The 14226-nt window shown below is 69.8% G+C and carries 12 protein-coding genes; 9 read left to right on the forward strand and 3 right to left on the reverse strand.

What is annotated here, in order from left to right:
* Positions 1-36 precede the first annotated feature (36 nt).
* On the reverse strand, positions 37-285 hold the full coding sequence (locus tag H8R17_RS32760; protein WP_187826848.1) for a hypothetical protein: 249 nt from the start codon (positions 283-285) through the stop codon (positions 37-39).
* A gap of 322 nt (positions 286-607) precedes the next feature.
* Here H8R17_RS32760 and H8R17_RS32765 point away from each other — a divergent pair, with 322 nt between their 5' ends.
* The 7 genes from H8R17_RS32765 (at position 608) to H8R17_RS32795 (ending at position 8232) form a co-directional block, all read left to right on the forward strand.
* The gene (locus H8R17_RS32765) at positions 608-1030 is read left to right on the forward strand and encodes a hypothetical protein (RefSeq protein WP_262505671.1); all 423 of its coding nucleotides are present in this window, start codon (positions 608-610) and stop codon (positions 1028-1030) included.
* Positions 1031-1233: 203 nt separating this feature from the next.
* The gene (locus H8R17_RS32770; RefSeq protein ID WP_187826849.1) at positions 1234-3372 is read left to right on the forward strand and encodes a hypothetical protein; all 2139 of its coding nucleotides are present in this window, start codon (positions 1234-1236) and stop codon (positions 3370-3372) included.
* Positions 3373-3403: 31 nt separating this feature from the next.
* Positions 3404-4633: a hypothetical protein gene (locus H8R17_RS32775; protein ID WP_187826850.1), complete on the forward strand. Its 1230-nt coding sequence runs from the start codon at positions 3404-3406 to the stop codon at positions 4631-4633.
* Positions 4630-5715 (forward strand): serine/threonine protein phosphatase, encoded by a 1086-nt coding sequence (locus H8R17_RS32780; protein WP_187826851.1) that lies wholly within the window; start codon positions 4630-4632, stop codon positions 5713-5715. The genes H8R17_RS32775 and H8R17_RS32780 overlap by 4 nt, the downstream gene beginning before the upstream one ends.
* Positions 5712-6941: a protein kinase domain-containing protein gene (locus H8R17_RS32785; RefSeq protein WP_316959597.1), complete on the forward strand. Its 1230-nt coding sequence runs from the start codon at positions 5712-5714 to the stop codon at positions 6939-6941. Before H8R17_RS32780 ends, H8R17_RS32785 begins: the two co-directional genes overlap by 4 nt.
* Positions 6938-7645 (forward strand): vWA domain-containing protein, encoded by a 708-nt coding sequence (locus H8R17_RS32790; protein WP_187826852.1) that lies wholly within the window; start codon positions 6938-6940, stop codon positions 7643-7645. The genes H8R17_RS32785 and H8R17_RS32790 overlap by 4 nt, the downstream gene beginning before the upstream one ends.
* Positions 7646-7647: 2 nt before the next feature.
* The gene (locus tag H8R17_RS32795) at positions 7648-8232 is read left to right on the forward strand and encodes a hypothetical protein (RefSeq protein ID WP_187826853.1); all 585 of its coding nucleotides are present in this window, start codon (positions 7648-7650) and stop codon (positions 8230-8232) included.
* A 214-nt stretch (positions 8233-8446) separates the two neighbouring features.
* On the opposite strand, the gene H8R17_RS45915 is transcribed toward H8R17_RS32795, so the two are convergent.
* A complete protein-coding gene (locus H8R17_RS45915) occupies positions 8447-8875 on the reverse strand; it encodes a hypothetical protein (RefSeq protein ID WP_223125755.1) in 429 nt (142 codons plus the stop codon).
* 145 nt (positions 8876-9020) lie between these two features.
* Between H8R17_RS45915 and H8R17_RS45920 the strand changes: the two genes are divergently transcribed.
* Positions 9021-9386 carry a hypothetical protein gene (locus H8R17_RS45920; protein WP_223125756.1) on the forward strand — a complete coding sequence of 122 codons (366 nt, stop codon included), beginning with the start codon at positions 9021-9023 and terminating at the stop codon, positions 9384-9386.
* 464 nt (positions 9387-9850) lie between these two features.
* Positions 9851-12361 (forward strand): hypothetical protein, encoded by a 2511-nt coding sequence (locus H8R17_RS32805; protein WP_316959598.1) that lies wholly within the window; start codon positions 9851-9853, stop codon positions 12359-12361.
* A 10-nt stretch (positions 12362-12371) separates the two neighbouring features.
* Here the strand turns inward: H8R17_RS32805 and H8R17_RS32810 are convergent, their stop codons facing one another.
* On the reverse strand, positions 12372-14045 hold the full coding sequence (locus H8R17_RS32810) for a hypothetical protein (protein WP_187826855.1): 1674 nt from the start codon (positions 14043-14045) through the stop codon (positions 12372-12374).
* Positions 14046-14226 lie beyond the last annotated feature (181 nt).

The raw sequence follows: 14226 nt of genomic DNA on the forward strand, positions 1-14226 counted from the left end.
CGGGGAGGACCTCCACACCGGCCCCGTGGGCCGGCTTCACCAGCCCTGCAGGCCCTGGCGCTGATCCAGCGGCAGCTGCTGGTCACCGGCCTCATCGCCCACCGCGGTACGGCCCGGCCACTGGTGGTGCCGCCGCTGTGTGCGCTGGCGGTTTCCCTTGCCGATTTCGCCCACGCCGACGAACTCGTCGACCGTGCACGGGAGCCCACCGGCCGCCGGCTCGCAGACGGAGCCCCCGACGTTTCCCTGGAACCGCTCCGGCTCCACGTACACGATCAGCCGCACCAGCGTGCTGTGGTGGACACCGCTCTGCCACCCACTGCCGATGCCTCGTGACCTCTCTGACCGACTCCGGATCAGGCGGTGAACTTGCGTTGTCGAGGTGGCCGGCAGACCGAGGATCTGCCGGACCAGGGTATGGAACAGGCCAAGGCTTCGCGATTGCGACCTTACTGGAGGAGTTGTTGCCTGAGGCTTCCTCCCCTCGTACTCCTGGCAAGGCGGCACCAGGCATCGCATTCATGAACGGTTGTTTTCCAGTCAAGTTTTCCGGTTCCGTGCCCTCACGGTCGGGGGGCCTCACGTAGGATCAGAGGCCGGTTTGGCGATGGCGGGGGATGAAACGTTCATGGATCCGGTGACTGCAACTGTCGTGGCTGCCGCGGCTCTGGTGGCCAAGGGGGCCCTGGAGTCTGCGGGCAGCGAAGCGGGGCGCTCGTCGTGGGCGGGAGCTGCACGTCTTGTGGAGCGTGTGCGGACCCGCTTCGGCGATGATACGGAAGCAACGGCCGTGCTCGACCAGGTGCAGCTGGCCCCGGACGACGAAGCCGCGGTCGAGGCTCTGCGACGGCTGATCCACTCCTACGTGCTGCGTGATCCGCAGTTCGAGGCGGACATCAAGGCCCTCGTAACGGAGGCGAACGCGTTGGGTGGGGCGGGCAGCCGTGGAACGGTGAACGCAACAGTCATCAAGAACGCGACGACGTTCAACGAGAAGGTTGAGTTCCAGGGCGACCTGAACATCAATTGATGTCCCGTGTAGTTGTGTACGCGTACGCGCCATTTGCTCGCTGACACGTTTCAGCCATGTGCGGCTGAATCGCTCCCGGACATCCGCGGTTCCCGAAAGGCCCCACTCCCTTGCCCGACATCAGTGGTCCTGAGGATTCGACCTCTCCCTCCGAGACCGACACTCCTGAAGCCGGCGAAACCGCGCCCGACAACGCGCAGGCCGTGGTCGACGAAGATGGCCCGGTCAACGAGTCCGATGCCCTGCTACTGCTCGCCTCGGGCGGCCAGGACGCAGAGGAACGAGCCGAGGCGGAACGCGCGGCCTCGATCGCGGATCTGATCGCAGCGCGTCTGCGTGAGCAGACGTCAGGGCTGAGCATCCGCAACCTGACTGTCTTCAACGACTCGGTGTCGTTCAGCGGTGGTCTCGCGGTCGGCGGCGCACGGAGCCGAGGCGGTGGCAAGGGGGCCGAGGGTGCCGGCGGAGGCCTGGTGCCGATTGCCGAGGACGTTCAGGACGCGCACGTCGAGAACTTCGTACCACCGTCCCGCTACCTGGAGATCCTGGAGTCGCTGGGGGAGCGGTATCTCGTCGTACTGGCCGTCGCCCCCGGATCGGGGCGTGAGGCCACGGCCGTCAACCTGCTCGCCGAGGCCCTGGCACTCCACGCGACGGACGCACCGCCCGGCGGCTGCCACCGGATCACCGACCCGGCGGCGGTGACCGGGCACGGCTGGAGCCCGCCGCACAAGAACGCGGGCTACCTCCTGCTCCTGGAGGACACGGCCGGGGAAGCGGCCCGGACCCTGGATCTCAACTGGCTGACCGCCACGGGGTCCGCGCTCAAGGAAGTCCGTTCCTTCATGGTCGTCGTCACCGGGATGCCACAAGGCGCCCTGGCCCGGGCCGCCGACGAGTCGTCGTATGTGTGTGTGGAGCTGGGCGATGTCGACCTGGTTGCCGTCGTGGAGAGCCATGTCCTCGGGCCCGCTCCGGAGGCCCCGGCCGAGACCCGGCTGCGACGCGCCCTGGCCGATTCCGGGGCCGTGGACGCGTTGCACGAGCAGCCGCGACCGGAAGTGGCCGTGCGGATCGCCATGGCGCTGCGCGCCGGGCGGGATCTGGCGGCCGAGGTGGGGCGCGTGCGGGACCCGAGCGAGCAGGTGCACCAGTGGTTTCTGCGGCACGAGGATCCCGTCGACACCTGCTTCGCACTGGCCGCTGCCGTGCACGAGGAAACGGGCTATCTCACCGTTGCGGACGCCGCGTTGAAGTTGCACACGGCGGTGGCGGGTACCGCGCCCGGGGCGGGCACGATCCGGTTCGCGGAGCGGCTGGTACACGAGCAGCCGTGGCTCACCGTCGCTCCGCCGAAGGGGAGCACGGATGCCGCGTCACAGGTCCGGTTCCGCAGCCCGCTCCTGAAGCAGGCTGTCCTCTCGTATGCCTGGACCCGGCTGGACGGCTACCGTGCCCCGCTGATCGACTGGCTGCGGGTGAGCTTGTGGCGTGACCCGGATCCAGAAGTGCGCGCCAAGGCAGCCGTGGCGGCGGGCATCCTCGCCTGGAACGACCCGGAGCACGCGTTGCATCGATTCCTGCGCGCGTGGGCGGGCAGCAAATCGGTGCCGATCCGGCAGGGTGCGGCGACCGCGCTCGCCGTTGTCGCGCAGCGTGCCGAGCTCACCGCGTGGGTGTGGGAGATGCTGGAGCAGTGGGTGAGCACAGGCGGCACGGCGATGGACCGGCGGCTGGCCAAGACGGCCGCCACTGCCGTGCGCGGCCTGCTCGGCCGGCAGGATCCCCGCCGAGCACTGGCCATGCTGGCCGCGGCGCTCGACTGGCGGGACGACTGGGGCAACCTGGCGCCGGTCGCCTGGAGCGCTGTCCATCTGATCGACAACGGGCAGGAACGGGAGGTGCTCGACGCCTTCCTGACCTGGTCCGCCCCGCAGGATGTGTCCCCCATGGTGTCGAAGACTCTGTCGGCGTTCCTGTTTACCGCCCTCCAGCCGTACGCCGGTGACGACACCCCTGGTCCGTCGGCGGGCCGGCAGCCGCGCCTGTTGTCCCGTGCGCGCGAACTCCAGCCGGAGCTGGAGGAGTTGTGGGCCCGCGCCCTGGCCCGCAAACCGGTGCAAGACCGTGCGCTGGAGGCCTTGCGGGTCTGGATCGACCAGTACGCGAGCCGGGACCGCTCCGCGTTCGAGTCGCTTCGGCTGCTCGTGCGCGGGATCGCCCTTCGGCCCGGCAAGCACCGTCAGCGGCTGGAGTACTGGCTGGCCCGGTGGGCCGCCGACCCGGCCAGACCGTCGCCTGCCGCGGCACGGCTGCTGCACACCGTACGCGAACTCCCCTGACCGCCCGCACGCCCACGAGGACACCGACACCGTGCAACAGACCACGTACGACCCCGTTCTGGAGGTGCAGGACCTCTCGCCCCTCCGGTTGCTCAACCCGCTGCGTCCGCCCGTACCGGGCCGCGCCCTGGTGCTGGTTCCGTACGAGGGGGCCGCCGTCACCGTGTGGCCCGGTGACACGATCCCGTCGGCACGCTTCGGCGCATGGCAGACGGCGTTCACGGTCGATACCGGGGATCACCGTCTGATCCTGACCTTGCCACTGCTCAGCCGGGATGCCACGTTCGCGTTCCAGAGCTCGCTGGCGCTCACCTGCCGGGTCATCGGGCCGGAGGCCGTGGTCCGGCGGGGTATCCGGGACATGTCCGCCGCGCTGTCGGATCCGCTGCGCAAGATGCTGCGGCAGGTCTCGCGCCACTTCGACATCGCCGAGTTCCACGAGGCCGAGGAGGCGCTCAACGACGCCGTACGCGAGTTCCCGGGCGACGACGCGATCCGGCTCTCCGGCATGCAGGTGGAACTGCTCGTCGACGCAGACGAAGTCGCCTCAAGTGGGCGGCACTTCCGTGACGTCGTACGGGAAACCCGGCTCGAGGGCATGCGCCGCCAACGTCATCTGGACATGCTCCGTGCCGACGGCGTGGAGGGGCTGATCGCCGAGATCCTGGAAAAGGAGGGCCCGACCGCCGCCTGGACCTACATAGAGAAGGCTGAGGAGGCCGAACGTGCCGAACTGCGCGCCACACTGGAGATGATTCTCAAGCGGGGCGACAAAGACCGCGAGCCCTTCGAGATCGCCGAAGCGGAACGGGCCGTCCTGGGACGGGTTCTGGGCGGCTCGGCCGCCCCCTTCGGCGGGATGCGCGGCAGCCGGGTACGGGGTTCCGCGCTGCCACCGGCACCGACCCCCGAGGAACCGCGAGAGGTTCCTTCACACGCGTACGAGTACCTCGGCTCGGAGGACTCCACGGCGGAGGAGAAGCGCGCGTCCGAGAGTTATGACTACGGCATGGCGTCCATGTCGCCTGAAACACCGTCACCGCACACGCCCATCGCCGACGGACCGCCGGAAGACGAACCCATCGGATCGGACGTGTCCGCAGGCACGCCCTCCTCCCACCGCTACGACCCGCGCCCCCGGTCCCTCCGAGCCCCGGAGAAGTCCCACCCCGCTCCGGCCGATGATGCGGGTGGCACGCCCCCGAAGGCCAGCCGAGTCCGGGGCCTGGGATCCGCCGGCCCACGAGGTGGCGCACAGTGACACTTCCCGCCGAACGGGCCCTGGCCCACGGCACATACGCGCACGACGAGCCGGGGCTGATGGCACTGAGCGTATGGACCGAGCGCCGCCCCGGCCAGGGCGAAGACGCCGAGCCACTCCTCATCCACCACCGGCCCACGGCAACAGGACTGCTCAGCGTCTTCGACGGGCTGGGGGGCTCCGGCTCCTCCACGGCCTGGCACGATCCCCTCGGCCGTGCGCGGTCCAGTGCCTGGGTCGCCTCAAGGCTGGCACGGCTGGGCACCGAATCATGGTTCGCAGGCCTGTACACGCCCCACGAAGCAGCTGATCCGCGCACCTCCACGCTCACCGGGCACCTGCGGTGGCTGTTCGGCTCCTTCGAACCATCGGCCCGGCGCAGCAAGGTCGTGGGATCGATGCGCAGACAGCTGCCGACGACCCTGGCCGCGCTGCGTTACGCGGTGCGGGACGACGGCCTGGACTGCGAGGCACTGTGGGCGGGTGACTCACGGGCGTACGTCCTCACCGCCGATGCGGGACTGCGGGCCGTCACCCGCGACCACACCGACGAGACGGACGCTCTCGCTCAACTCGTCCAGGACCCTCAGATGACCAACGCGGTGTGCGCGGACCGGGCCTTCCATGTGCAAAGCCACGTCCGGGCGTTCACCGGCGGGCCATGCGTGCTGCTGTGCGCGACCGACGGGTTCTTCGGATACGTGCAGACTCCGGGTGACTTCGAGCACGTCCTGCTGTCCACCCTGGTCCGCGCCGATTCCGCGGCCGCCTGGGCCCGTTCGCTGGCCGCGACGGTCGCCTCATACACGGGCGATGACGCGTCACTGGCCCTGGTGGCCCTCGGATACCAGGGCTTCGAGCAGGTACGGCAGCACATGGCACCGCGCTTCGCCCAGCTCGACCACTGGGCGTCGGGCATGCCGGATCCGCGGGACGACGACGCCATGCGTCGCTGGCGCGCGGTGAGCTGGGACCGTTACCGGCCGGAGTACGAGGCGTGGATGCCGCCCCTTCCCGGCGTGGCACCAGGAGCGAGTGGAACGGCGAGTGAGGCACCGCAGGCGGAGGGAGGCGGCAAGTGAAGCAGGGCGAGGTCGTGGGCGGCTACCGCGTCATCACGCAGCCGACCAACGCGGGTGGCGGGAAATGTATGTGGGCGTTCGCCGAGAAGGACGGCGAGGAGTACTTCATCAAGCAGTTCCTCGCGCCCAAGCGCCCGCGTCCCGACGGGGGCGGTAGCGAGCGCAGCCGACAGGCGCGCCTGCGGCTGTGCCAGGAGTTCGAAGACCGGCACCGTTCGATCATGGACCGCCTCAGGCCGGACATGCACGGTGGCGGTCATCTGGTGCTGGCCACGGACTTCTTCGCACACGGCACCACGTACTACAAGGTGACGGCTCGCATCGACACCTCAACCCTGGAGAAGCCTCAGCTCCTCGAACCCCGGCACAAGGCCGTCCTGCTCAAGACCCTTGCGGTGAGCGTGAACCTGCTGCACGGCATCGATGTCGTACACGGCGACCTCAAGCCGGCCAACGTCCTGGTTCAGCGGTTCGGCGGCAACGCCTTCCACATCGCCAAACTGATCGACTTCGACGACTCCTACCTCTCGGGCAGCCCGCCGGGCCGCGAGGACATTGCCGGCGACTCGCTCTACGGTGCTCCCGAGTGGCGCAGGTATGTGCAGGGCGACGAGTCCGTGCAGCCACGGCAATTGACTACCGCCGTCGACATCTTCGCTCTCGGGCTGATGACTCACTACTATGTCGCCGGCTCCCTGCCGCACCACGACGATCGCTTCGGCTCACCCGCCGATGCCGTCAACGCACGTTCCGAACTGCGGTTGGATCCCCGGCTGACGGAACCGATGCGGAACCTGCTGCGCAAGATGCTCTCCCGCGTGCCCTCCAACCGGCCCCGCGCCTCTCACGTCGTCTCTGCCCTGAAGGACCCGAGCGTGTGCGCACTCCAGCACCGCCGACCCGGTACCAAAGCCGGAACCACCCCCGCGGAACGTCCCGCCGCCAGTGGCACGGAAGGCTCCGACGGCTCAGGTCGCACCAGCCGCCTGCGCACCAACATCGCGGGAACGTCCTCCCGTCCTCGTACGACCGGCAGCGCGGCCTCAGGCCGGTCGGCGGCCAAACCGGAGGGCGCCGGCACCGGCGAGACGAGTGCCGCTACCAGTAGCGGACCGCGGGTGTCCCGCGTCCGGATCAATCTCGGGACCCGGCGGCACGCCGTTCCCCGCACGGAGACCAAGGACAACCCGCCCCCGGCAACCGATGAGGAGAGGAAAACCCCATGAGCTCGTCCGTCTCCCCCTACCAGGGAAACCTCCAGTACGCCGTCGACATCGTGCTGTGCGTCGATGCGACCGGCAGCATGAACCCCGTACTGGGCTCGGTCAAGGAAAGCGCCCTCACCTTCCAGCAGCGGCTTGAAGCCGTCATGCACGACAAGGGGAAGGCGATCAGCCAGCTCCGCGTCCGTACCATCGCCTTCCGCGACTTCGGAGACAACGAGGACGACGCTATCGAGCAGACCGGATTCCTCACCCTGCCGGATCAGGCCGAGGAGTTCCGCGCCTTCCTCGACGGTATCCAGGCCCGTGGCGGCGGTGACCGGCCCGAGTCCGGTCTCGAAGCTCTCGCCCTGGCTGTCAACTCCCCTTGGGAGACCGGACTCGACCGACGCCGCCACGTGATCGTCGTGTTCACCGACGCCCCCGCCCACCCGCTCGGCGGACCGCACTCCGCTCTCCAGCGGTACCCCGCCATCGTCCCCCGCAGCGCTGACGAACTGTACGAGCGGTGGGGTTACTCCGGTAGCCAGGAGGCCGTCATGGAGCAGTCCGCCAAGCGGCTGGTGCTCTTCGCCCCGGACGAGGAGCCCTGGAACGAGATGCAGGAGGACTGGGACATGACACTCCACTTCCCCTCAAAGGCCGGCCACGGTCTGGAGGAGTTCGAGATGGACGAGATCATCGACACGATCGCGAACAGTCTCTGACCATGCCGACTCCGGGAGAATCAGCGCACCGCGAGGGCGAGGCCGGCGCAGCTCCGCTCACGGTGTGTGCACCGGCCGTCGAGGGATCCGCCGCCCACCGCGAAGCGCGGATTCTGTGCTCCGACGCCATCCTCTGCCGGCAGGGCGACAAGCTGACGATCGGCTGGAACGATGGCTCAGTCCTCAGCATGCCCGTCTCCTCGTGCCAGAACATCAGGGCCGATCACACGCCCGACGGCGCCCAGATCGTCGTACGGTTCACTCCGCCGCAGTCGAGGGCCGCCCTCGCCGACGGCACGTCACTGGTCATCGTCCGCCTGCACACGGACCGCGACGGCTCCTTCCAGGCCCACGAGTTCACCGAGATCCTCCGCCGGGAGCTCGGGCTACCCAGGGAACCGAAACAGCCGCAACGTCCCGAGCTGGAGGGCCGATCCGCAGACCCCGCCCCGCCGTCCCCACCGCCCCCTCGGCTGCGGCTCATCCCCGGATCAGACCCCGACTGGCTCATCTCCCGCCCCGCTGAAGAGACGCAGGCTCTCTACGACACCGTCCTGCGACAGCCGGCCGGGAGCCGACACAGCTGAGTCGCACGGACCAGAACCGAAACGGACGCGGACAGGGCAGGACTGAGAAGAACATGGCGGCGAATCCCACATGGCAGTGCGAGGCCTGTGGAACGCACAACTCGCGATCCAGGCGGACCTGCCTGATCTGCGACGAGGCCAAACCCGTCCGTCGCAATGCACCCCGGCAGACCACCGCACCCACCAGGGGATGGGACTGCGACAAGTGCGGCACTCACAACGCCCAGGACAGCCTCACCTGCGTGGTCTGCGACGCGTCCTGGAAAGCATCGACACGCCGCGGGGCGGGCCGGACGAGTGGTCCGCCGCCGTCGCAGTCGCGATCCGGCTCGTCCAAGGCGGGTGGAGAGAGGCGGCCAGGGGGCTCGTCGTCCGGTTCGTCCAGTGCAGGGGGCGCCACGGGGCCGAAGCGCTCCGCGTCCGCGACCGACGCCGGGCCCTCACGTTCCACCACTACGTCTTCGTCTTCCCGCCCGGTCGGCGGGAAGAGACCGGGCTCCGGCACTGCCCGCCCGGAGAGCACGCCATCGCGCACGAAGACCGGCCCGTCCTCCTCCGCACGGAAGGAAACGGCCGCTGAGCCGCCATCGCTGTTCTTCCCTCCGCCGACGGCCCCGGAGCCGACACCCAAGGAGACAGCCACCCCTCCTTCGCCGTACGCCGTACCCCGCCCCCGGACGACACCGGCACGCACTCCTACCGCCAGGCGACAGGGGCGCGGCTGGCTCAGGGGCTGTCTGATCGCGGCCGTCGTCCTGTTCCTCGGGCCCAGGCTCGTCACCAGCTGCGTGTCCGCGCTCGACTCCGCCCTCGACGGCATCCCGACGCCCACGGGCACCCCGTCAGGGTCGCCGTGCCCCGCCCGCATCGCGAAGAAGCTGCCGGGCCGTGAGGCGGCGCTGATCGAGGCCTACCGTACGAGCAACAAGCAGATCACCCTGTGCCGCACGGAGGACGGCCAGCTGTACTACTACGGAGAGTTCATCGGTCGCCCCAGTACAGGCCTCGCCATGAAGGCCGAGGAGACGAACGACGGCTACGTCGCGCGGAACGACCCCTACCGCTACACCATCAGCGGAGACGAGGTCATCATCACCCGGTATGGCAGCAGGATCGGCCGGGAACAACTCATACCCGAGCCCTCACCGAGCTGACTCCCCACATCTCAGAGCCGCTCGACCTCGGCTGCCGCACCGGCCAAGCGTTCGGTCGTTGCAGTGATGTCAGGCGACACGCTGCCGTCTACGGGGAGCGCCGTGGCGTATGGCGCGGCGAGCGCCGAGCAGCCCGCTCAACGCGGGCGCCCCGGTGAACCCGGCGCCGCTGCCGCCCGACCTCGTCCAGTCGTCGCTGATCTCTTCGACATGCCCACCCGGGGCAGCTTCCTTCAACGCGCAGTGCGCGCGAGATCACCTGGAAGCGGGTGCGTCGGCGGGAGTATCTCAGTGAACAGGCACGCGGCTGTTGCCGTCGGCCCCGGCGGTGTCCGTACTCATCAGGGGTGCTGGTGGCGGCTTCGGGCAGGGTGGATCGCGGGTCCGGCTGTCCATGCCCGGCGGAGCGATCTACGGTTGGCATGCCCGCCCAAGCAGATGGCGGGAAGACGGAAGGGGGCTTGGTGGAAGGCGAGTTGACCGCGCTCGCGGCGTCCGTTGCGACGACTGTGGTCGGGCTGTTCGTTTCGGATGTCTGGGTGCAGGCGAAGGAGCGGCTGGCACGGTTCTTCAACCGAAGGGGCGCCGGTGAGGACGCCGTGGACGAGCTCGAGGCGGACCGGGAGCGGTTGTTGGCGGCGCGGGCCGCCGGGAACGACGCCGGTGTGGCGGCAGCGGAGACTGCGGCGCGTGGGCGCCTGCTCGATGCCCTGATGAGGGATCCGGGCATGGCGGAGGAGCTGCGGCTGCTGCTCGCCGACCTGGAACCCGGGACGACGTACAACATCACAACGGGCGGCGTGAACAACGGTCCGTCGTTCCAGGTGGGGCATGTCCATGGAGGTGTCAACTTCACTGTCCCGTCGGCGTATCCGACCGGCGCGACGGTCAAGCCGGACCAGGTTCCCGCACCACCTGTCCGCTACAGTAACCGTGTGGCCGAACTCGCCCGTCTGAACTCGGTGTTCATGTCGACGGCGGGGCACTGTGAGGGGGAGGAACCCGATGTCGCGATGTTGTGGGGGGTTTCAGGGGTCGGCAAGAGGGCGTTGGCCTGTAAGTGGGCGGCCGGGGCGAAGGCACTCTTCCCGGGCGGACAGCTGTACGTGGACCTCGGGGGATTGCGCGGCCGGTCGGTCATCGGTATCTCGCCCGGCACGGATGTGTCCGAGGGCCTGGCCAGTTGTCTGAGGGGGCTGGGCGTCGCCGACGTGTGCATTCCTGACTCGGTCGCGGAGCGGAGCGCTCTGTTGCGCTCGCGGTCCGCGGGGCGGCGGGTGCTGGTCGTCCTCGATGGAGTGACGCAGGCCGCGCAGGTTCGGCCGTTCCTTCCCAAGGGGCCGGGCTCCGGGGTGCTCGTCATCAGCCCTCTCGATCTGGGTGAACTGGTCGCGGACGGGGCCCGTCCGATCCCGGTCAAGCCGCTGGACATGGCCGGTGGGCTGGAGCTGCTCGCGGACCGCTGCGGCGCGCAGGCCGTGGAGCGGGAGCGGGCGGCGGCTGAGCGGCTCGTGCAGCTGTGTGGTGGTCTGCCGGTGGCCCTGCAGATCGTGGTCGCGCGCCTGCTCGGTGGCGAAGGGCTGGACATGGCGTCGTTGGCCGTGGAACTGGAGGACGAGGCAGGACGGCTCGCGGAGCTGTCCCTGCCGGCGTTGGTGCCGGGTGAGGAGTATTCCGTGTCGACTGCCCTTGGACCCTCCTACCGGCTCCTGCCGCCGGATGCCGCCCGGCTCTACCGTCGGCTCGGCTGGGCACCGTACGGCCTGTTCGACGCAGGGGTGGCGGCGGTAGCCGGGTCCTTCGACATCCGGACCGTCAAGCGGCTGCTGCGTACGCTGGTCGGGGCGGGCCTGGTGGAGAAGACAGGGGACGACCGTTATCGCATGCACGACCTGATCCGTCTGCACGCACGTGCGTGTGCGGCTCAGGAGGAGCCGGCGGGTGAGGAGAAGGCCGTCGTCGAGCGGGTGGTCACGCACTATGTCGCCCTCGTCGCGCTCGCCGACCGGGCGATCCGCGAGGATCGGCTGCGCTGTGCCGATCTGTCGTCCTTGCTGAGTGGCGCTGATGATCCCTTCTCCGCCGTCGGCGGTCCGGCCCCCCTTCCCTGGCTGGACGCCGAACACCCTGCCATCCTGGCCGTCCTGCGCGCGGCGGCCGGGCACGGGTTGCACGTCCGGACGTACCAGTTGTCCGAGGCGTTCACCGTTCTGTTTCTGCACCGCCGCTATCTGGCCGCGTGGAAGGAGTCCCTCCAACTGGGCATCGATGCGGCCGTCGCCGCGGCGGCATCGGCGGAAACGGCCGGTGCGGTAGCCGAGGCCACGGCGGTCGAGGCGCGGCTGCTCAGCCTGCGGTCCCGTCCGCTGCTGGACCTCGACGAGAACGATCTGGCGCTGCAGCACCTGGAGACAGCCGTCGCTCGTGCCGACACGACCGGTGACCTCAGACTTCAGGCGTCGGTCCAGGAGTTCTTCGGACGGTACCTGGACCGCGTCGACCCGCGCAGTGCCGTGGATGCGTACAGGCGTTCCTTGGACCTCAACACGCGTTCCGGGGAGGCGCGCGGCGCGGCCATCGCGTCCTACTTTCTCGGCTGCGCTCAGGATGCCCTGGAGGATCACGCCGTAGCCCTGACGACCCTGCGCGAGGCGCGCCGCGACTTGCTCGCTCTCGGCAAACCCGATCTGCGGATGGCGGCCAGGACCATGGCCGCCATCGGCGTCGTCCACGGCCAACTGGGGGAGGTGGAGGAGGCGCTGCGCGTGCTGGGCAAGGCGGCGGACGACCTGCATGCGGTCAACGGGCTGCACTACGAGGCGCAGGCGCTGGTGGACAGGGCCGACATCGCGGAAGCGGCCGGCGACCGGTCGGACCTGGTACGTGACTGTCTCACGCGTGCCCACGCGATCTACGAGCATGAGGGCAGCCCTCTGGCGGATGAACTGCGGCGGCGGCTCGACGGCATGGGGTGAGGAGGCGTCCTCAGCGCAGTCCCGGGCGCAGTCGCAGGAGGACGTCCTCCACTCGAGTGCGGCCGACCTGCAACGTCACGGAGGCGTCGTCCAGTGGGTGTCCGGCTCTGAGACAGCCGTACACGACCGCTGCGGGCAGACCGGCGTCGACGGCGTCTCCTGTGACGGTCGCCTCCACCACCCGCCCGTCCCGCAGCCCCACCAGAACGCCCCCGCCCCGGACGCCGGAGGCCGCGAGGAGGCTGCCGGGGAGCCGGGCGAGGGCGTCGCGGACACGGCCAAGCGCTGTCGTGGCATTGGATGCCGGATGGGGGTGGACGAGTACCGAGGCGCTCTCGGCCAGCCGGGTGTCCCGCTCGTCGTCCGTGCACGCGAGGTGGGCGTAGGTCTTGGACGAGGCGGTCGCCCTCTCGCGCGGCGCGAGAGCCACGGCGGGAAAGCGGCGCACGCTGACGGTCACCTGTCCGTCGACGTCGGCGACCTGGGTGACCACCTGCCACGAGGTGACCGGCGCGACCGGCCGGTCCGGCACCGGCAGTGCCAACGGGGCGGGTGGAGTCGAGGGCGGCTCCGGGAGCGCCAGCAGGCGGTAAAGGGCGGTGCGGAGGCGGGCGAGCGCGTGCCCGGCGTCGGCGAAGGCGCGCGCGGTGACCGGAGCGTACTGCTGGGGTGTGTGGTGCCGTACGACCTCCTCGACCTGCCGGAGCAGATCCCCCCGGAGATCGAGCCGGGGTGCGAGGGCCTCCAGGTCGTGCACCGCCGTCCCCGGCACCGCGTCGGTGCCGAACGCGGCCAGCAGGAGAGGCGTGCCGACCGACGCCCCGTACAGCGAGACTGATCCGTGGTCGCCGATGACGACCTGGGCCGCGACGAGGGCTGCTCGCCAGGCGTGGACGGACGGCATCAGGAGGAGGCCCGCGTCCAGGGCGGAGGCCAGCACAGTACGAAGCTGCCACGCACCGTGCGCCGACCAGACGTTGGGATGGACGATCGCGGCGATGCGGTACTCGTCCCATGGCAATTGGGCCAGGAGCCGGGCAGGCAGATCCGGGTGACGGCCCAGAAGTGAGGTGGGGCCCCAGGTGGAGCTGACGACGACCAGCCTCTGGTGCTCCGCGACCCCGAGGGCTTCTCGGTATTCCCTCTGCCAGGACCGGGCGGCGATCAGCTCGTCGAAGCAGGGGTCACCGACCAGCAGGGTGCGGCCGGAGGTCTTCGGATGAGTGGCGAGCAGCTGCTCCTCCTGAGCCGGATGGGAGACGGCGAGCCAGGCACGTCCCGACTCCAGCAGCGCGTCCGACACGACCCCGGACAGCCGCACGCCTGCACTGCGCGAATCCGGCACGAGCTTCTGGAACCCTATGCCGTGAGGCAGCACTAGCACCGGGCAGTCGCCCTCCGGCACATCGATGTTCTCACTGGCGGAGAGGATCAGATCGGGCTCGATGTGCGCCAGCTGCTCCCAGGGCATGACCCGGCACCCGGCCTCGCGTAGGACGTCCAGGACACCGTCGCCGAAGGCAGAGGTGGGGTCGTGGGCAAAGACGACGGTGACCCGGTCGTCGTCCCGCAGGAGGGCGGGCAGGATTTCGAGTGCGCGAACGGTCGAAGTGACCGTACGGGCGGCGACGACCAGAGTCCGCTCGCCCTGGAACGTACTCCAGCGGTGGGCGTCGGGGCCCACCGGAACACGAAGCGGCCGGTCGCCACTACGGAACACGGCAACCACCCGAAGGAACCGCACGTGCACCCCATGCAGCGCGCGTTCCCGGCGTCAGCGGCTCGCGGCTCGCGGCTCGCGGCTCGCGGCTCGCGGCTCGCGGCTCGCGGCTCGCGGCTCGCGGCTCGCGGCTCGCGGCTCGCGG

Origin of the sequence: Streptomyces sp. TRM68367 (assembly GCF_014495685.1) — a bacterium.
GTDB lineage: Bacteria > Actinomycetota > Actinomycetes > Streptomycetales > Streptomycetaceae > Streptomyces.